The sequence below is a fragment of the Streptomyces griseoflavus genome, assembly GCF_014649995.1.
Classification (GTDB): domain Bacteria; phylum Actinomycetota; class Actinomycetes; order Streptomycetales; family Streptomycetaceae; genus Streptomyces; species Streptomyces griseoflavus.
In genome coordinates this window covers 1-19,626 of the sequence record NZ_BMUC01000029.1, presented here as the reverse complement: position 1 = coordinate 19,626, position 19,626 = coordinate 1, and the positions used below count along the sequence as shown (strand labels likewise).

The following is a 19,626-nucleotide window of genomic DNA, read 5'->3' as shown; positions in this document are numbered from 1 at the left end:
ATATTTCCCTTATGTCCTATACGTGCGGGATTCTTCGGTGCAATTGCAGCGCACTTGCGCTGAGGATCCGCTGCCCATCGCGGGTTTCTGTATGGCAAAGATGCAGGTCACGACGTGTAAAACTTGACACGCCGGGTGTCAAAGGGAAGCGCGGGGCGAGTTTTGGATCGTATCGCCTGGCATGTCTGAAAAGGGGGTGTCCCGCTAAGAGCTGTCCCGTAACTGTTGATTACAGGTGGGATGACCTTGGGGCGTCTGGCGTGATCACGGCTTCGGAGCCCACCTGGATAGCCCCGTTCACCGGGCTGAGCCCACGGCAGTTCGGCAAACTGATCACCGCACTGCGGCGCCCTCGTGTCGATCCGGCCCGTAAGGGCCGACCTTGGAGCCTGCCGCTGGAGGACCGGGTCCTGCTGGTCGCCGCGTACTGGCGAACCAACCTCACCCTGCGTCAACTCGCCCCACTGTTCGGGGTGTCGAAGTCCGCGGCCGACCAGATCATCGACCACCTCGGGCCCGCACGCGCGCTCTAGCCCCGCAGACGGTTCGCGAAGGACACCGTGCTGATCGTGGACGGCACGCTGGTGCCCACCCGCGACCACACGGTGGCCGAGCAGTCGAAGAACTACCGGTACTCCACCAACCACCAGGTCGTCATCGACGCCGACACCCGGTGCGTCGTCGCCGGTTGCCGGCCACTGCCCGGCAACCGCAACGACTGCACGGCGTGGGAGGAGGCCGGCGCCAAGGACACCGCCGGCCGCACCGCGGTCATCGCCGACGGTGGCTACCGGGGCACCGGCCTGCTCATCCCGCACCGCCGCGCATCCGGTCAGGCCGAGCTCCCGGCCTGGAAAGAGGAACACAACCGCTCTCACCGCAAGGTCCGCGCCCGCGTCGAGCACGCCTTCGCCCGCACGAAGACCTGGGGAGATCCTCCGCGACTGCCGCCTGAAAGGCGACGGCGTTCACCACGCCATGCTCGGCATCGCCCGCCTGCACAACCTCACCCTGGCCGGATGAGCGGGAAACAATGCTGGTCAACCCGCATGCCGTAGATCATTTACGGGGCAGCGCTTAGGAGGACTCCGTTAGGTCTGTCTCGATCTTGATGTCGTGTGCGGTCTGCTGGGCAAGGGCTGGTGACAGGTGGTATAGAAGCCGGTCCAGCACCTCAGGACGTCCTGGAAGGCATCGAGGATCTGGTAGAGAGTGAGTGTGGTCCAGGTGCTTTTGGGGCCAGACGCTGTCCGATAAGAAACGCGTGGGCAGCGGTCACGAGGGTGACGTGGTGGCGCCGGCCGGGCCAGGACAGGCCCTCGAAGTGGTCCAGACCCAGGCTGTGCTTGAGTTCGCGGTAGTCGTGCTCGATGCGCCAGCGGACCTTGGCCAGGCGGACCAGGTCGGCGATCGGGGTGTCGGACGGCAGGCTGGACAGCCAGTAGCCGGTGGGCGCCTCGGCGCCTTCGGGCCATTCGATCAGCAGCCAGCAGTCGGGCAGCACCCCGTCCCACCAGCCCTGTTCGGCAGAGGCGGCGGCCCGGATCGGACGCTCGACGGCCTTGCCGGCCGGGCGGACGCGCACGGCGGCGAAGCGGGACCGTAACGCGCCGCGTGAGCCGTGCCACAGGTGAGGGAGGTGAACGCCTCCGGCCCGAGATCAGCAGCAAGAGCTGCCACCGAGGGTGCGGGGTGGCGGTAGCGGGGCTGGGGCCGGCAGCCGACGGGGCCCGTGCGGTCCGGAGCTACGGGCCGGGCGTCGAACGGATGGGCACTCACGTCCGCGCGGACGGCCAGCACGTAGTCGATTCCCCGCTGGGCCAGGCCGGCCCGCAGGTGGGCGTTGGTGCCGTAGGCGGCATCGGCCACGACCACGGGCGGGCCCATGCCCCAGCCGGCCAGCGTGTCGAGCATGTCCAAAGCCAGCCGCCACTTCTTGCGGTGCCTGGCCTCGGGCGGGATGCGGGTGGCGGTCCGGCGGCCGGTGTCCGAGCACCACTCCTTCGGCAGGAACAGGCGCCACTGCAGGGGGCAGGAGGCGGTGTCACTGGCGGCGTGGACGCTGACCGCGACCTGGCAGTTGGCGCGTTTGCCCAGGGCCCCGCAGTACTGCGGAGCCACGGCGACCGACATTCTTCCGTCCTTGGACAGCGACACGTCGTCGATCACCCAGGCCGTCGGATTGATCAGCGGCAGCATGCGCTCGCAGATCCGCCGCTGCACCGGCACCGGGTCCCAGGTGGGCTGGTTCACGCACTGCTGCAGGTTCTGTTCGTTGCCGCCCGGCGGCCGCGAGGCCATGGCCTGGATCGACTTGCGGCGGCCGTCCAGCATCAGTCCCCGCAGGTAGCAGTCGCCCTTGGCCCGCTGGTCCCTGCGCGGCACCGAGGCGAACACATCAGCCACGTACAACGCCAACTTCGCCCGGACACGGTTACTTCATGTGCATCCATCCACCCCACATGCCCAGGAACAGGCCGAACCCGAAGACCTAACGGAGTCCTATTAGTGCAAGGTAATCCGACCGTCCGGTAGCCACCCCTCGAGATACCCGGCCACCAATGTGGCAGTGGTGTCTCCATAGGGCTCGAGCAGGGCATCGTCCAAGCTCGTGCGCGGTACCCAACGCATCGGCCGGGTTGCGTGAGCTTCTCCGCTCATAGGCGAGGTCGCAGGACGCTTGGTGCGAGCGATTGAGACGCGACGCTCCGTCCGGATGGCAGGCGAACCGTGCACTGGCGGTATTGCCAGGCGGCACCCCACGACTGACCCCCATCGCAACGGATGGCCGGCAAAGCAGTGGGCGGCTAGACGGGTGGCTGCTTCCGCATAGGTTTCCCAAATGTGGACCGTGCACTCAGGCAACGTCCATGCCGAGGTACCACGCGAGCATCGGAGGAGGGCCGTACGTTCCTCGTCATCGACAACCACCAACGTCGCCAGGCGGCGAAAGGCGGGACTGGGCAGAAGCATGTACGCAGCATGACGCGTGGCTATACAAATAGCCACGCGTCTGGTCCGTATGGCGGAACGCGATAGGGCGCAATTGAGGGCCGTACTGGCGGCACAGGGCAAGCCCCAAGCCCTGGCGCCTGCCGGCTGTGGGGCCGGGGCAGCCTGCCGGGCAGGAAACCGGTGCTTGCTGGTAGAGGACATGACGGCGTCCCGGGCGCATTCGCAACCGGGGCGCCGTCACTCAGTCAGGACTAGAGGTGGCAGACCGCGCACGCAGGCGAGTCATCGTCCTCGTCGTGTGCGTCGGAGAGGATCTCCAGCAAGGGACGATTGGGCTTCATGCGCTTCGCGGCTCGTTCCATCGCATCTCTGTGCCTGGCCTCGATCTCCTCGCGACGCTCTATGAGCTCGGCGAGGGACTCGCTCTGGGCCCAGGTGTACTTGCGTCCCGCGGTCGCAGCGTGCTGGTGCTTGACCTTCTCCTCGTACTCAACGGCCTTCTGGAAGAGGTCGGGATGGCGGTCCTTGAGGCCCACCCACTCGTGTTTGCGCTGGAAGAAGCAGAAGTAGCAGCCGGAGCGAGTACGCCACTCGTAGTAGTCAGGGAGGCCGATGCCGGCCTCGTCCAGGATCCGGTCGACGCCCTCGCGGTCGATGCCGTCCTCACGGAAGGGGAAGACCGCAGTGATGTTGGGCTTGGTGCTGACGTAGCCGAGACGGTTCTCGTCGGCACGGATGGCGACGTACGAGACGGCCTCGTCGTCGCCGATCCATTCCTCGAGCGGCCTTATCTTCAGGTTCTTCGTGCACCAGCGCATCTGCGGGCTGGGCAAGGTGCCCTGGTAGACCTCCAGCCAGTGGTCGAAGTCCCGGGAGGAGTTGAGCCGTTGGATGGGCTTACCGAGAGCGCCTTCGAGGCGGTTGAGGTACTCATACGTCTCGGGCAACTCGGCGCCGGTGTCGCAGAAGAAGTACTCCATGTCCGGTACGCGGTCACGCATGTAGATCGCGAGGGCCGAGGAGTCCTTGCCCCCCGAGATCCCCAGGACGTGGCGCTTCTTGCTGCTGGAGCCGTCGGTGGCGGTCACGGCTACTCCTTCCTCTCGGATGAGGCGTCGTCCTGGTCGGACAGGCGCTCTGCCAGGGCGGCGAGCAGGATGCGTGCGCCGTCGGGACCCAGTGCTTCCTCAGCTTGCCTGATGACACCGACAACGAGCTCGCCCACGGCATTCCGTGAATCCCTCGGGACGTGGATGAGGGTTCGCTCCTCGGTCCCCTGGGGAGTGGTGAGGGTCAGCAGGTGGGTGTCGATCTGACGCTGCCGCGGCTGTTCACCGCCACGGGGTCCCTCGGCATCCTGATTGGTCGCCTCTTCCTCCACGACGTTGTAGAGGTGGCTCACGCGGTCCAGCGCACGCGCCCTGTCCCGCACGACGCGGGGGAAGACATCGGCGTCACGATCGGTCCAGTCCCCGAGGGCCTGGTTGACGAGCTGGACCACGATCGTGCCGAGCCAGTCGTCGTCCGGGAGTACCTCGTTGATCACCCGTGTCACGAAGCCGTGGAGGCTCACTTCGAGGGAGGCGTCGGCGAAGCCGCGCATGCGCTCTGCCAGACCGGCGCGCAGCTCACCCGTGCTGGACGCGGGGATCCGGAACTCCTTCGCCAACGTTTCGACCACGTAGCCCCGCAGGCTCGCGCTGGCACTGGTGAGCTCGTTGAGCGCGGCGGTGAGGCGTGCGACGTAGGCCTCCGCCGCCTCGGGGTCCTTCGGGGTGCTCGGAGTGATCCCCTCGAAACCGAGTGCTCGGGGCAGCTCTTCGAAGACCAGCCTGTCCGGGTCGGTCGCCCTGGACAGCACCTCGCGGACCGCAAGCGTGTCGGCGCTGAGCCGCCGGGTCTTCCGCGAGTACTGGTCCAGCACCATCACTCGTTCCAACATCCCACGCGTGACCGCGAGCAACGCGGGGTTCCGGTTGGCGCGGCTGCGGGGGATGTCGACACCGAGCGATTTCACCAGGCTGTCGAGAACGAGCCGGCGCTGGCCCCGGCCGACCGGAGTCGCCTTTACGGTGAAGCGTTCCGGATAGGGGACGTTGAGGCGCTCCATGATGGCGGCGGTGAGGCGGGGGCAGTAGTTGCCCTCCTCGAAGAGCGCTACGTCGTTGCCGCGCAGGATCAGCCCTGCGACCACCAGGATCGGGACTACACCCGCCTTCACGCCGTAGGGAGGGGCCATGAGCCGCTCGTAGATGTCCACAATGCTGGTCGGTTCCGTGGCCGCGCTCAGGGCCTCTTCGAGTGCTTCCCACACCGGAACGGCACTCGCGTTCACATCGGCGCTGGGACGGGACATCCCGTGCGTGTGGAGGCTTCCGCCGGAACTCTGACCGCCGCTGGCCTCTCCCGCCGCCCGGTGCAGCCCGAGGTGTTCGACCACACCGTCGTAGAGGGCCCGCTCCGCGGGGAACTTGTCCGCGGGCCAGCCGAGCCGCGGCAACCCGGTCTTCTCGATCATCGCGGTGAGGACTTCGCGGCGGGTGCGGACGGCGTTGCTGGTGAGCTGGTGGCGGCCCACCATCTCGTTTCGCACGTGCGGGGTCTGGTGGTAGACCACGTTGCACGCCTCGGAGACGAGCCCTGCGTAACTGCGGGCCTTGAGCTCCATGGCGGGGGCGCTGTCGGTCTCCTCACCGCTCTTCCACAGGTACCAGCTCGATTCGTCGCTGCCCGGCCGGAACGCCTCGGCGAGCATGGCGGTGATGTGTTGGGAGAACTCTCCGGCTCGCTCGCTGACCTCTCGGCGGGCGACGTGGTCCAGGTCCTCCTCACCCATGAGGTCCTGGAGCGCCACGAGCGTGGTACCAGCCTCCAGCACTGCCTTGCGGTTTTTGGTGACCCCGACGACAACCGGAAGTGGCGAATCGACGCGAGGGCTGCTCTCCAGGTCGCCGAGGTGGAAGACGAGCATGCCGTCAGCTGCGTCCTGGACGACCCTCGGTCCGCGCAGCTTCTCGGTCTGGTGACTCACAGCGGTCACGAAGTGCCGCTGCATCCCGGTGAGCTGGCTGTGTGCACCGGCCGCGACCGCGTTCGGCAGGACGTTCGTCCCGAGGTGCTTGTTGAAGTAGCGCACCACGTCGTCGGGTTGCAGCTGTGTGGCGATCTCGCGCACCCGGGCGTCGATGTCGACATCGGTGCCCTGCCAGATCCGGTACTCGTCGCTGTACTCACGGTGAACGACGAGCCCGTCCTTCACGAGCTTGTCCAGCCGTTCCCTCAGCTCCCCGAACCGCTCGGCATCTGTGACGTCGAGCGGATCGTTCAACGCGAACTGAATCATCGCGGGAGTGGCGCGGAGCAGGCCGTCGGCGTCGATGAGGTTCAGGACGCCGATTGCCTTGAGTAGTTCTTGGTCCGCCTCAGGAAGGCCGTGTGCTTCCTCGAGGCGGGCGTCGATCTCCAGCCACCGACTGGCCTTGGAGGAGGCGAGGATCGTGGTGCGGCCCGCGGAGAAGAAGAAGTCGTAGAGCTGCGGGATCCGGATCGTCGTGGCCCGCTTCGGAGCCCCGTCAGAGAAGGCGTCGAGGCTGCGGCGCACCGTGTACGGCTCGTCGTTGACCAGGAAGCCACTCAGGCTGCGGTCGTTTTGGCCGATCTGCGAGGCCATGAGGGGACCAGCCACGGCGGTGAGCGGATGCAACGGGTAGAGGTTGGCGAACGACTCGGCCGAGATGTCGACCACCGAGTGCAGCGAGCGGTCCCGCCAGATGGTGTGTGCCGCCTCCGCCTGAGCCTCGATCAGCCTACGACCCCGGTCCGACACCTCGGCGTGGGACAGCTTCCGCTGGAGGAGGTAGACCGCGTCACCCAGGTTGGGGGCGAAGGTGACGTCCTCGAAGCGTCCCTGGATCTTGGCCCACTCCTGCGTCTGGACCGAGCTGGCCCGCGAAGCGTAGTCAGTGAAGGCCAGGTGCTGCAGGGTGAACATGAACAGCGGCAGCCCGCTGGGGCCAGTGCCCCTCTCTGCGAGCAACTGCAGGAGGAAGGCGTCGCTCTTGGCGCTGCTGTTGTCACTGCTGGAGACGATGTACTCGAGTGACTTGCCGAACTCGTCGATGATCAGCAGGAGCGGTGCCTTGCTGCACAGCAGGGTGACCGCGTCGATCAGGCTGTCGGTGGGGTCATCCGTCTCAGCGGCACAGGCATCCATGACGGCAGCGACGTCCTTCGGAACGCGCTTCTTCCATTTGCGCTCCACCGCCGTCTGAAGTGCCCGGTAGATCGTGGTGGCCAGTGGCTCCCGGCGTGCCGTGGTGACGGCCCCGAGGAAACCTTCGCCGGCGAGCGCCTCACGGTTCTCGACGATCTCCTGGGCCAATGCGTTGTTCGTGGCAGCCACGGCCTTCTGCGCAGCGGCGCTGCGTTTGGCGTCGTGGCCGAGGAGGGCGTCAATCAGGTTGGAGAGGGTCGACTTGCCAGAACCGTACGGTCCGGTGAAGGACCAGGCCCGTGCCCTCTTGGGGTCGCGGAGTGCAGTGGCCACCCGGTCGAGTACGTCCAGAGCACGGACCCCCACGTACGGGGCATGGAGGTCCGGGTCCCGGACGTCGCGCTCCAGGTTGGTGGAACGGAACTCCGTGCCGACGAAGCTGATGCCCTCAGGGATGTGCGCCTCCGAGCCCTTCGGCGCGGTGCGGTGCGGGGTCGTGGTGGCCGTGGTCACGTGAGCTCCTCGAGCATGTCAGCCTGCTGGGGGATCTGTCCCCGCACGGCGGTGGCATCGTCCGTGGTCTTCATCAGACCGGGGTTCTGACGCGCCCACTCCTCCGGAGTGGGGAACCCGTCGCGTTCGCGCACACGGCCGTACTGCTCGTCGAGGATGTCCCAGGCGAGGCTCTCGGGGTTGTCCGCGAAGCGAAGGCTGCTCTGGCCCAGGGACTCGACGATTTCCAGCTTGGGGTGGCTCTCGACGAAGGCTTCGATCGACCTCAAGAGCTCCGGTTCGCGCATGCGGAAGGCGCGACCAGGGCCCCCGGGCTCGCCGGCGAGGCGGGCAAGGGAGATGGAGTCCGGCTTGCGGGTGAAGCGGGCCGCGTAGTCGAGGCAGGCGTACAGGAGGACGTGCGGCGGGAGGCTGGGGCGGATACCGCTGGTGAAGCGGTACGTGCGTTCCTTGCCACGGCCTCCCTGGTACTCGAGCAGGCCGAGCTCCTTGAAGGGGCAGAGGAGGGAGTCCTCGAAACTGCCGGGCGAGAGCGGGTTGGCCTCGGAGTCCGGCGCGTACATCTTGATGATGCAGTCGACATCACGAGCGATCGACTCGGCTGCAGGCCAGTCCTCACGCTCGAAGCTGCTGTGCACCTCCCGGGTGATGAGGGCGGTCATCTCCTCGTGCGTGACGCGGGCGAGCGGCGCGAGGTGGAACGTCACGTACCAGCTCGGTGCAAGGCAGAGGGCGTCCTTGTCACCGGAGACCAGCCACCAGTGCAGCAGCCACAGACTTCCGGTGTCCTCGAGGTAGGGATCTGCCCCGTCCTCGTCCAGCAGCCACCGGGCACGCCACGTCGGAGCAGCAGCGTACGACCGCGCCTGCGCTTCCCCACTGCGGTACTCGTGGGTCAGTTTGAATGCCTGCGACCAGTAGCGCATGGAGTAGACCATGTTCTTGCCCACGCCCAGGCGGACCAGGGCGTCCGGGGCGTGGAAGAGCATCTCGTCCTTCTTGACGTGCAGGTATGCCTTGTGCAGCCATCCGAAGCGCGGGGGAAAGCTCTCATGCCTGTTGAATTTGAGTCCGACGACGTCGGAGAGGCGGCCTTCTGGCATTGCGGTCGAGCCCTTCAGTTCAAAGTGTGTGTGCGAAGTCTTGGAGCGCGATCAGGAGCCGGCGGTGGCGTCCATGACTGCTCGTACCTGGGAGGCAGCTCGTACCGTGGCGTCAACGGCGCGAAGAATCTCCTGCTCTGTTGTGGCGTGGCCCAGTGAGAATCGGACGGTGGAGTCAGCTGCGTCTCGGCTCAGCCCCATGGCGAGCAGTACATGGCTCGGGCTCGGCGCCCCTGCGGAACAGGCACTGCCGTCAGATGCGGCTACGTGGGGCATCGAGGCGAGAAGCGCATCGGCAGGGGCGCCGGGGATGGTGATACTTGAGACGCCGGGCAGCCGCGGGGCGCGGGAACCGTTGACGTGACTTCCGGGGACCCGCTCCAGAAGCTCGTTCTCCAGGAGATCGCGCAGCTTGGTGATGCGGGGGGCTTCGTCGTCGAGCAGTCGATGTGCAGCTTCGGCGGCGGCACCCAGGCCGACGATGCCGGGCACGTTGAGGGTGCCTGCACGCCAGCCGCGCTCGTGGCCCCCGCCGAAGACCAGCGGGCGCTGAGGCAGTGAGGCACCGCGCCGAATGAACAACGCGCCGACTCCCTGCGGCCCGCCGAATTTGTGGGCAGATAGCGACAATAGGTCGACAGCAAGATCACCTAGGTCGAGAGGAAGCCGGCCGACGAACTGTGTTGCGTCCGTGTGGACCAGCGCGCCAGCTGCGTGGGCAGCCTCAATGAGGGGGGAGAGGTCGGTGATCACACCGGTTTCGTTATTGGCCAGCATGATGGAGACGAGAGCAGTCCCATGCTGCCGAATGACAGCCCTGAACTCGTCTGGGTCGATCTGTCCGTCTCTGTCTACGGGCAGAGTGATGAGAGCCCCTGAGGCGCCACCGGCGAGCGCTCGAGCGGTCTCCAAGACTGCTGGATGCTCGACGGCAGAGGTGACGATCAAACCATGCTGTGCGTAAGCGGCTTGTAGGGCAAGGTTGTTGGCTTCCGTCGCACCGGACGTGAAGATGAGTTCGCCGGGCGAACAACTCAGCAAGTCAGCGAGCTGCCGACGGGCTCGGTCAACCTTGCTTGCGGCGTCACGGCCATGTTGGTGAATGCTGGAAGCGTTGCCCACCGTGTGAAATGCGTCACATGCGACTCTGAGTGCTTCTGGACGCATGGGAGCGGTCGCGTTGTAGTCGAGGTAGACAGACGCCTCACTCATCGCCACTTCCACGTTTGCCCCCTAGAGGTGTTCTGCTCTCTTTGTCGCTCCTGGTGCTTGCTCTCAGCCGGTAGCTCGTGATCCACCAGGAGCGCTCTGAGATCCTAACGAACGTCCGGGGCGAGGGGAGCAGGCGCACACAAGTCATCTCCTCCGTGCGCGTGAGCGTCCTCACTTGAGCTGTGAAGTCCCCCCGGTAGGAGCGCTCTGCGCAGATGCGCCCTGCAGGAAGCTTGAAACCTGCAAACGGGCTCCCGCTCATCAGATCTCCGCTCTACGCTTGATCAAGCGCCGTGGCCTATGTACTCCTGTGGTTACGGCGAGGGTGTCGCGTAGGGGGGATTTGCTGTCGAAGTGTTGAAGGACTCATACGTCGGAGCGCATCCGCGGCGAGAGCGCGGTCACAGAGGGTGAAGCTTTGCCTAGCCCTTAATTTGGCGGCTAACCACAACGGTAATGCAAGGCTTTGTGGAAACGCGGCGCGGCCGCTTTAGACCACGGGAGACGATGAATGGAAACACGCGAGATCTTCGATGCCGCGCCGCGGGCAGTGGCAGAGTTCCTTAGCGAAACTGGGCAAGGGCTCTATATCCCCCCGTATCAGCGGGCGTACAGCTGGGAACCAGCGAAGGTCAAACGTCTCATTGCTGACGTCTCTCACGGCCTTGAACAAACAGCTGAGTTCGAAGACTCGATTTGTTTCCTTGGGACCGTCATCGCCCTCCGTGACCTTCAGTACACAACGGTCGAACCTATCGATCGACCAATGGTGCCTCCGAAGGTGATGACCATCATTGACGGGCAGCAGCGCCTCACGACGCTACTCCTGCTGACCACGGTACTCCACGAAGAAATCAGTGTTCGCGCCAGGCGGCTGCCGAGAAATGGCGGAGAAGCGCGTGACTGGTGTTACAACCAAGCGATCGACGTCACCAGTCGGTTGACAGATACGTTTGAAGAGGACATGCGGTATGGCGAGGGAGATTTCCGCTACTACCCTCGCATGGTCCGCTCTTACCATGACGTGTGGTCTCGGGACGCAGGCCGTGCGAAGTACGACTCGCCCATCGGCTATTATCTCCATCAGTATGGTCGTTATGCGCGAGATGAAGAATCGACCAAGGACTACAGGCACATCCCCTTTGCGGAAGGGGAAGCCGCCGACGCTAATGCGCAGGCGCACAGAGGGCTTGAAGCCATCCGCACCTTGCTCCGTCGCACTCTCCGAAATGCCGTTTCGACATCGAGGAACGCGCGAGAGGACGAGGTCGAGATCCTTTCCGCCGGCGCAATCGGCGAGTCCTCGAAACTTCAGGAAGCCCTTTTCAACAGCCCCTTCCCTGCATCAGTGGTCGAGGCTGCGAAAGATGACGAGCGAATCGGATCTCTGCTCCGCTTGATCGTGTTCGCCAACTACCTGCTCAATCGCGTTACCGTCGCTGTGGTCACAGCGAAGCGGGAAGACTATGGGTTCGACATGTTCGAAGCCTTGAACACGACGGGGCAACCTCTCACCGCCATTGAGACGTTCAAGCCGAAGGCTATCCAGAACGAAGGGCTGAGTAGTTGGAACGGATCGGAGTCTTACAACTACTTCGACACCGTCGAAAAGTACCTCGACCGGTCTTCATCGGCTGACCAGCGGCAGACCGCGACCAGCAACATCCTCATCCCGTTTGCTCTGTTGCACGATGGCACACGCCTTAGTAAACGGTTGAGCGAGCAGCGCCGATACCTACGTACTGCCTTCGACAAAGAAGCAGGCCAGGCAGGACGTCGAACCTTCCTCCACTCGTTGGCCGAAGTGACACGGTTCGTGTCCGGGCCATGGGGAGCCCCTGGCAACCTTCCGGAGCACAGTGACGATGAGCTTCACCTGCAGGCAGAGCTCTGCTTGCAAGTTCTCCGTGAGGCTAAGCACGACATCGTGATTGCCCCGCTCACCCGTTACTTTGCCGCTCATCAGCTCAGCACTGAGGAGCAAATCGACAAGCGGGCGCATGAGTACCTCACCGCCGTACGTGCCGTTGGCGCCTTCTTTGCGCTGTGGAGGGGCGCGTTCGGGGGGACCCACGGTATAGACAACATCTACCGCAAGCTCATGGCGCACGATCCCCAGACCAACGGTGCCAGGTTTGCGCGCTTCGGTCAGAAACTGACCATTGTGCCTCCTGCAGAAGACATGCTGAGGTTCCTGCGCCAGCAACTTCAAAGCGAAGGAATCGCAGAGAAGAACCAGTGGGTGGCAAAAGCCGCAGCCACGCCCGTTTACTCAAGCTCTCGGCACCTCACCAAGCTACTCCTCTTGGCTGCCTCCAATGACTCTGCTCCAGATGAAGAGCGGCGGGGGTTGGTGATCCGAGGAAGGGACGGCCTGCTCAGTACGCTCAACCTCGACCGCTGGACCGACGCTGGCTTCTCCAGCATAGAACACGTCGCACCTCAGAACGCTGGCGTTAACGGTTGGGACCCTAAGATCTACGAGGACTCGGCAACCATTCACGTCCTGGGTAACCTGACACTCCTACCCAAGGTCGAGAACTCCTTGGCGAGCGACCGGTCATGGGAATTGAAGCGACTCATGTTCAGGGCTCTCTCGGCGAAAACAGTGGAAGAAGCAGAGAGGACGCTTGCGCTGGCCTCCCACGAAGGAATTTCGCTGGGCGACGGGGCCGAGGCAATTATCCGGCGGGCCCGCCACCTTCCGCTTGTCTCCTCCCTCGCACAACGAGACGAGGACTGGAAAGAAGAGTTCATCCGCGAGCGCTCGGAACGACTGTGTAGCCTTGCCTGGGACTCCCTAGCTCCGTGGCTTGACCTTTAGCCTCGAAGTTTCGTGACGGTCCGCCGACGGAGTCGGTGGACCGTTTTCGTATCGTGGGCTGAGGCTGTGCAGGCCGAAGATCCGAGTGTCGCCTCGGGATGGCGCCGGGTTTCACTGCTCCGGGTGTCGAGGTGCTGTCGAAGGAATGGGGAATCCGCTGGTCAGCCAGGGTTGGGCAGTTGGGTGAGCCGGTCGAGGGCTGCGGTGATGTGACCGGTGAAGGGCCAGTGCCGGGCCAGGCGGAGGATTCGCCGACGGCCGGTGGTCACGAGCTGTCCGGCCGCGGTGAACAGGCGGAGCCGTAGCCGGCGGGGCTCCCAGAGCCGGGCCTTCCCGGTCAGCGCGAGCATCGGCATCCAGGCCAGCAGGTCGAGAGCGATCTGCACGATCTCCAGCCAGATCCGGTTCTGGGCCGTGCGATGCAGAGGCAGGTTCCGCAGCCCGGTGGCCCGGGCGGCGCGGATGCGGTCCTCGGCCCTCGCCCGCAGCCGGTGACGGAGCTCCAGCTCGGCAATCGGCCGTTCCGAAGTGTTGGTGGCGAAACAGGTCAGCCGCATGCCGTCCGCATCCGTCAGCCGCAACTGAGCCCCGGGGTGCGGCCGTTCCTTCCTGACGATCAACCGCATGCCCCTGGGCCAGCCGTCCAGGACGTCGCCGGTAAGTTCGGCGACCCAGGCCCCGTCACGGATCTCACCGCCGGTCTCGACGGCCGCCGTCCAGGCCGATGCCGGAACCTTCAGCACGTGCTGGTGGATCGCCTCGGTGATCACCATGCCGACCGAGTAGGACAGCCACCGGCCCCGCTTCGCGAGCCAGGCGACGAAGTCGTGGGTGCCGCCCGCGGAGTCGGTGCGGATCAGGGTCCGGCGCCCGCGCCGGTACTTCTTCGGCAGCTGGGCCAGGGCCAGTCGGGCGACGGTGATGTGGTCGACCGCCGTGTTCGATCCCGCGTTGCCCGCTCTGAGCAGGGCCGCGACCGGTTCACCCGTGCCGCCCGGTCCGTGGTCGACGAAGCCCATCAGCGGGTGGTGGCCGTAGGTTCGCTTCCCCGTGGGTGCGGCGTCCTCCTTGTCCGAGTGCGCGATCACCAGCACCCCGTCCAGGTCCACGGTCACCGTCCCGCCCGCATCAGGCGCTGCCCGGCCGGCCAACCGCCAGACATGTTGGCGGACTTCAGCCCGCGCGGCACGGATGGCCCGCAGGGCCTTCTCCCCGGAGGCGGCGAGGGTGTCGATGAGGCGGGAGACCGTCGGGTCGGAGGCGACCGGGCCGAACACGGCCGGCTCGGCCCGCAGCACGCCGACATCCGCGAGGCAGTCCCCGCCCAGCGCGACCGCCAGGGCCACGTCCAGCAGGATCTTGCCCGGATCGTGCACCGCCCGAGCCTTCCGCCACGGCGTCAGCGCCGCCGATATCGCGGTGTCCAGGCCGGCCCTGCGGACGGTCTCGACCAGCAGCACGCCCCCGGCCTGCGAGACCACCGCCCGGCCGTCGCCCTCGATGCGGACACGGGGGTAGGACCCGATATGACCATCCCCTCGTAGCGTAGAGCCCGTGATTGCAGGGGAAGTTGGGGCTCGTGGCGTCCAAGAAGAAGCCGCCGTACGATGCCGAGTTCCGTGAGGGTGCCGTACGCATCGTGATCGAGACGGGGAAGCCGGTCGGTGATGTCGCCGAGGAGCTCGGCATCAACCCGGGCACCCTGCACAGCTGGGTCTCGCGGTGGCGCAGTAACGGGACGACGTCGTTGGACCGGCCCGCGTCGGCCGCGTCGGGCGGGCGTGTGCGGGAGGCCGAGCGCGAGGAGCTGGAGCGGCTGCGCCGGGAGATGAGCGAGAAGAACAAGCGCATCCGGGAGCTGGAGATGGAGCGTGATGTCTTCAAGCGATGCATGGCCCTCTGGGTGAAGTGACCGAGCACGATCCGGAGGCGCTAGTCGCCTTCATCGGTAACCAGAGGGTCGAGCACGGCGTCCCGCACCGGGTGGCCTGCCGGGTGGTCGGGGTGAGCGAGGCATGGTTCTACAAGTGGCGGCGCCGTCCGGACGAGCCGACGAAGCGCGAGGTCAGACGCGCGGAACTGGAGGACAGGATCGTGCATTTCTTCCGGGAGTCCGGTGCGACCTACGGATCGCCGAGGATCACCCAGGACCTGTGGGCGGAGAACTGGCAGGTCTCGGTGAACACCGTCGCCGAGATCATGGCCGAACTCGGCCTGCAGGGCCGCAAGCCCCCGCGCCGGCGCAGGTCGCTGACCCGGCAGGGCAAGCGCCGGGCCGCCCCCGACCTGGTGCACCGGCGGTTCGACGCGGTGGCTCCGGACCTGCTCTGGTTCGGGGACATGACCGAGATCGAGACCGGCGAGGGCAAGATCTACCTGGCCACGGTCATCGACGCGTTCTCGCGTCGCTGCCTCGGCTATGCGATGGGCGAGCATCATGACGCGGCCCTGGTCGGCGCGTCGTTGAAGGTGGCAGCCGCGACCCGGGGCGGCGAGGTGGACGGGACGATCTTCCATAGTGACCGGGGCAGCGAGTACACGTCCGAGGCGTACAACATCCTGTGTGACCGATGGGGCGTGGTGCAGTCCATGGGCCGGGTGGGGTCGGCGCTGGACAACGCCGCCGCGGAGTCGTTCAACTCGCTGATCAAGGTCGAATACATTCACCGGCGCCACTTCGCTACCCGGACCGAGGCCCGTCTGAAGATCGCCACTTGGATCACCGGGTTCTACAACCCGCGTCGAAGGCACAGCGCGGCCGGCGGTCTGCCGCCGGAAGAGTTCGAACGGATCATCAACCAAGCACGCGACCAGAGCGCACAGAGGTGCCAGGCCGCATAGAAGAGGTCTCGACGAAACCAGGGGATTGACACTCACCAGTGAGCAGTCACCGACGCTCCCCGTCGTTCCCTCGGCGCGCCAGGGCTGGAGCAAGACGCTTCGACGACGTGTTCGGTCGATGGGGCGACTTCCGCCAACGCGCTATACCACGTTGTGCGTGAGGCAGCCTCAGTTTCGTCAAATGCAGGCAAGCTGATCGTGAATCTGATGTGGTCGTAGCAACGTTGCTGAAGGCTTGTTGCAACCTATCTTGGGGGACTTGTGTCGATCACTAGAGACGTAGGCGCTGTACAGCTCGGTCATCGGCTAGCTCAACTGCGCGAGCGAACCGGAATGAAGCAGGCCGAATTGGCTCGGCAGGTTGCCTGGAGTCAGGCAGTTCTTTCGCGGATCGAGGCCGGTGAACGTGCCGTCGCTGACGATGAACTCCAATCCCTCCTGGCGGCTATTGGTACTCAGGAAGCCTTAGAATTGGCGGCCACTCTCGAGCGGGCCTGGAAGCACCTCCCGCGCCCCGCACTCGACCATCCGGATCAGGACCTACTGTGGGAGGCTGAGCAACGCGCTGTGTCGTTGGTTGAACTCTCCGTTGCGCCTCATGCGCACCCGGCCTTCCAGCAGCGACTGAAGGAATACGTCGACGAGATCTGTCACCGTGCGGAGCGTCTGCTCCGTCGTCAACACCGAATTGCCTTCATTGGCAACATCGGAATCGGCAAGTCGACAGCAATCTGCCGGGCGTCTGCGCTTGAGGTCCCAGGTCGTCATGGGCGCCCAGTGCCCGTTCTCGAGGCAGGGGCTGGAGGCGTCACGTTGTGCGAGGTGCACCTCGGCACCGGACCCGGGTACGGAGTTATTGTCGTGCCACGTACACACGACGACATCCGTGCCGATGTGACTGACTTCGTTGATCGGTTGCTGCAGGCGAATCACACCTCGACCGAATCGATCGACGACGAGACGGTCCACGTTCCCCGGGAGATCGAGCGCGCGATTCGCAACATGGCAGGCCTTCAGCGAAAAAAATCCAGGGACGCCGAAGGAAAGCGTACAGACCCGGCAAAAACACTTGCGGCCGAGACGTCGTCCAAGCGAGACCTCGTGGTCGAAGTGCTGACGAGGATGGGCCTTCATCGAAGGGACCGACGCGAAGAGTGGTTCCAGCCCTCGCTCACGTCGAACCCCCTGGAATGGATGAAGGGCACCTTTGAGCAAATCAACAATGGCCGACACCCAGAGTTTTCCCTTCCCGCTCGCATCGATCTCATCGTCCCGAACCTGGTGCAGATCGAGGACCTCGAAATTAGCATGATTGACACGAGGGGAATTGATCACCTAACTGCACGGGCCGATCTGGAATCACATCTGGAGGACCCGCACACGGTTGCGATCTTGTGTTCTGGGTTTAACGAGGCCCCGGCGCCTTCTGTTCAGCACTTGCTCAAGCGGGCCCGGGAGATCGACAATAGGCAGATCGAGTCAAACTGCGGTGTCCTCGTCTTGCCGCGTCCCGAAGAGGCAGCGGCGGTAAAGGATGAATCGGGGCTCCTCGTCGAGTCGAACGAGGAAGGGTATGAGCTCAAGCAGGAGCAGGTCAGCGCGGCACTTAATTCCTATCGCCTGAGCGATCTGCCCATCGATTTCTTTAACTCCTTTGAAGATGATCCTGTCCGGCTTCAAGACTTCCTTCGCGGGCGAGTGCTCCATACCCGAGGCGTTTTCAAAAGGCAATTGCGTGACGTCCTTGTGCAGGCTCAGAGTCTGCTCGACAACGTCGAGAAGGAGCAAGTGCAAGAAATTCAGCGCGAAGCGGGCCGACAGCTGTCCATTTGGATCGATCTTAATTCTGCACCGGCAAAGTTTGGTGGTCACGTCCACGACAACTTGCTTGAAGAAATTGATTCAGCCCACGTAAGTACAGTGAATGCTGCAGTCCGCCGTGAGGGTGAGTGGCGGTCTCTGAGTTATTCGCACCAACTCGGCCACGGGGCTCGTCGCCTTACGGTGGAAGCCCTGCAGGACTTGGTCACTGGATTCACGAGCACAAATGAGATGCTATGCGCCTCCCATCCTGAAGCCGAAGAATTGTTGTCACAAGCCTCACGACTTTTGACTGCAGCTTACGAAGAACTCCTGCGCAGAATTCAACTCGCTAGTGTCACTCTATATCGCGAGCAGCTTAAACAAGATCCTCGCCTCTGGCGTGATAGTGCGGAGGAATGGGGGAAGGGGTCCGGATACCGCAATCGCATTCTGGATCACAATCGCAAGTGGTTCCAGCACGCTGCCCGTCAAGAGCTTGAGGTGCAGCTTGAGGCGATGCTCGCCCGCGAATGGACTGGACTTCTCGCCCGTGTTCGAGCGATCTTCGAGGGTGCGTGACCAGTTAGAAGGCAGCGTTAACGCCGATCTTGCATGAGCCCTCGGCAGTCTCTGTCGAGGGCGTTATGCTTGGTGGGCGTAGCCTTTTGGGGTTGAGCAAGAATGGTCAGGCCGTTGCGTCGGGTGGGCGCCGGTTTTAACGGGTCCGGCAGGCTGAGACGGCCATCGGGACGGTGGGATTGCTGAGTTAAATGGTCGCGAGGTCGTTGACCGTGCATGATGGCTGCTGGTCAGCGACGGGGTAATTCGTGGTGGAGCATCTCGGCTCGGTCCACGCGACACGGAAAACGTTCGGGATAAGGGTTGATCCCGGTCTGGGGACTGGGTCGGCGGTACTGGATCCGATGCACCGTTGCTACTTCACATCTTTGGCCAGGACGGCGACGGCGACCTTGCCTACTACCGTCGTCAGGACGTAGTTGGTCGAGCTACTGAAAGCGACGCCGACGCCGGCGGGTATCGCCTTAGCCATCGCCTTCTGGGTGAAGGTGATGGACACCCGCTTGAACAACTGCTTGATCGTGACCAAGGCGGGCCCTTTCAGGTACTGGTAGACCAACTTCTCGGCGATCTTCAGTACCGCTGCCTTACCACCCTTCGTCGCCATCTGTTCTGCCGAACCCGCCAACGCGAGGACGAAGGCGAGGTGCTTCTTGTCCTCACTGCCCAGCTCGGTCTCGTACACCTCAACCAGGCACATGCACATGTCGATCTGGAGCTTGAGTGTCGCGGCTATGTCAGTGACACCACCGCCCAGGACTGCGACCGCGGTCCCGACCCCCGGAATCACGCTCGGGGCTGCGGTGACCGCCCCGGCTGCTGCCGAAAGTTTGGAGTACCGGCCAATGATCTTCGCGGCGATCCGGCGCTTGTCCTCCAGGCTCTCGGGCTCCCGCTTGAACTTTGCCTCGAAATTCGCTCGGTAACCACCCACTAGCTTGGTGGCCGACTCCGGTGTGATGGCGATCGTCTCGACGGCCTTCTGGAGCCGAGACGGTTCGAGCTCGTCCGCTGCGTGGTTCATCATTTGCCCCCCAGATCCGCTGCACCTCACGAAGAGGACAACGTGCTCTGTGCGCAACCTTGTGTGCACAGAGCCCATGACATGTGCAGTTGCTTCCCGCGCTCGACTCCGCAAGTTCGGTCTCGCGGTGGGCCAGGTCAGCGTGAGGAGGTCCTCACACGACGAGGACCCCGGGCCAGGCGGCACAAGCACAGATACTGCCCGACCAACCAGCAACCTGTCACATGGTCAGGAAATCTGCAGAAAACCGACCTCGCGCTTGCTCTCTTTCGTGAGGCCGTGGCCTGAGCAGTCGCCGAGCCGGGTCCTTGGGGGCACAAACTGACGCGGGCGGACCGACCCACATCCCGGCATACATCCCCGTACGAGGTCTGGCGGCGCTCGACGGCGTACCCGATGCGGATTTTCTACAGTCCGTCCGCGTCCCCGCACGGGACGACAGCAAGATGCGGGCCACTGCATGCACTTTGCAACCAGCTGGGAAATGATCTTCTCAGCCCTGGGAAGCCTCCGTGGAACGTCCCCGTTTTCCCAGCTCAGACCCACCCGTGAACGGCCC

10 protein-coding genes and 2 pseudogenes are annotated in these 19,626 nt (G+C 64.5%); 5 read left to right on the top strand and 7 right to left on the bottom strand.

Translation table 11 applies throughout. The features are described from left to right. The first annotated feature begins 260 nt into the window (after positions 1-260). Positions 261-1,023, top strand: a pseudogene (locus IE172_RS33500) (transposase). A 151-nt stretch (positions 1,024-1,174) separates the two neighbouring features. On the opposite strand, the pseudogene IE172_RS33495 reads toward IE172_RS33500, so the two are convergent. The 5 genes and pseudogenes from IE172_RS33495 to IE172_RS33475 all read right to left on the bottom strand — a co-directional run bounded on the left by IE172_RS33495 (position 1,175) and on the right by IE172_RS33475 (position 10,008). Next, positions 1,175-2,453 (bottom strand): annotated as a pseudogene (locus IE172_RS33495) (IS701 family transposase). Positions 2,454-3,206: 753 nt separating this feature from the next. Next, positions 3,207-4,043, bottom strand: coding sequence for a phosphoadenosine phosphosulfate reductase family protein (locus tag IE172_RS33490; RefSeq protein ID WP_190101137.1), 837 nt, complete (start codon positions 4,041-4,043; stop codon positions 3,207-3,209). Between the two features lie 2 nt (positions 4,044-4,045). Continuing rightward, positions 4,046-7,681, bottom strand: a complete 3,636-nt coding sequence (locus IE172_RS33485; RefSeq protein ID WP_190101136.1) for an ATP-binding protein — start codon at positions 7,679-7,681, stop codon at positions 4,046-4,048. Next, positions 7,678-8,784: a DUF4007 family protein gene (locus IE172_RS33480; protein WP_190101135.1), complete on the bottom strand. Its 1,107-nt coding sequence runs from the start codon at positions 8,782-8,784 to the stop codon at positions 7,678-7,680. Before IE172_RS33480 ends, IE172_RS33485 begins: the two co-directional genes overlap by 4 nt. A gap of 51 nt (positions 8,785-8,835) precedes the next feature. After that, positions 8,836-10,008, bottom strand: coding sequence for a cysteine desulfurase family protein (locus IE172_RS33475; protein WP_229886723.1), 1,173 nt, complete (start codon positions 10,006-10,008; stop codon positions 8,836-8,838). 499 nt (positions 10,009-10,507) lie between these two features. On the opposite strand from IE172_RS33475, the gene IE172_RS33470 reads away from it, so the two are divergent. Next, positions 10,508-12,820: a DUF262 domain-containing HNH endonuclease family protein gene (locus tag IE172_RS33470; RefSeq protein ID WP_190101134.1), complete on the top strand. Its 2,313-nt coding sequence runs from the start codon at positions 10,508-10,510 to the stop codon at positions 12,818-12,820. A gap of 161 nt (positions 12,821-12,981) precedes the next feature. Here IE172_RS33470 and IE172_RS33465 read toward each other — a convergent pair whose 3' ends face one another. Next, complete coding sequence (locus tag IE172_RS33465; RefSeq protein ID WP_190101145.1) at positions 12,982-14,346, bottom strand: IS1380 family transposase; 1,365 nt, start codon at positions 14,344-14,346, stop codon at positions 12,982-12,984. Positions 14,347-14,399: 53 nt separating this feature from the next. Here IE172_RS33465 and IE172_RS33460 point away from each other — a divergent pair, with 53 nt between their 5' ends. The 3 genes from IE172_RS33460 to IE172_RS33450 all read left to right on the top strand — a co-directional run bounded on the left by IE172_RS33460 (position 14,400) and on the right by IE172_RS33450 (position 18,043). After that, positions 14,400-14,732, top strand: a complete 333-nt coding sequence (locus tag IE172_RS33460; protein WP_190101133.1) for a transposase — start codon at positions 14,400-14,402, stop codon at positions 14,730-14,732. Next, positions 14,729-15,661 carry an IS3 family transposase gene (locus IE172_RS33455; protein WP_190101132.1) on the top strand — a complete coding sequence of 311 codons (933 nt, stop codon included), beginning with the start codon at positions 14,729-14,731 and terminating at the stop codon, positions 15,659-15,661. Before IE172_RS33460 ends, IE172_RS33455 begins: the two co-directional genes overlap by 4 nt. A gap of 261 nt (positions 15,662-15,922) precedes the next feature. Next, positions 15,923-18,043 carry a helix-turn-helix domain-containing protein gene (locus tag IE172_RS33450; protein WP_190101131.1) on the top strand — a complete coding sequence of 707 codons (2,121 nt, stop codon included), beginning with the start codon at positions 15,923-15,925 and terminating at the stop codon, positions 18,041-18,043. A 355-nt stretch (positions 18,044-18,398) separates the two neighbouring features. Here IE172_RS33450 and IE172_RS33445 read toward each other — a convergent pair whose 3' ends face one another. Continuing rightward, positions 18,399-19,070 (bottom strand): EcsC family protein, encoded by a 672-nt coding sequence (locus IE172_RS33445; RefSeq protein WP_229886719.1) that lies wholly within the window; start codon positions 19,068-19,070, stop codon positions 18,399-18,401. Positions 19,071-19,626: the final 556 nt, after the last annotated feature.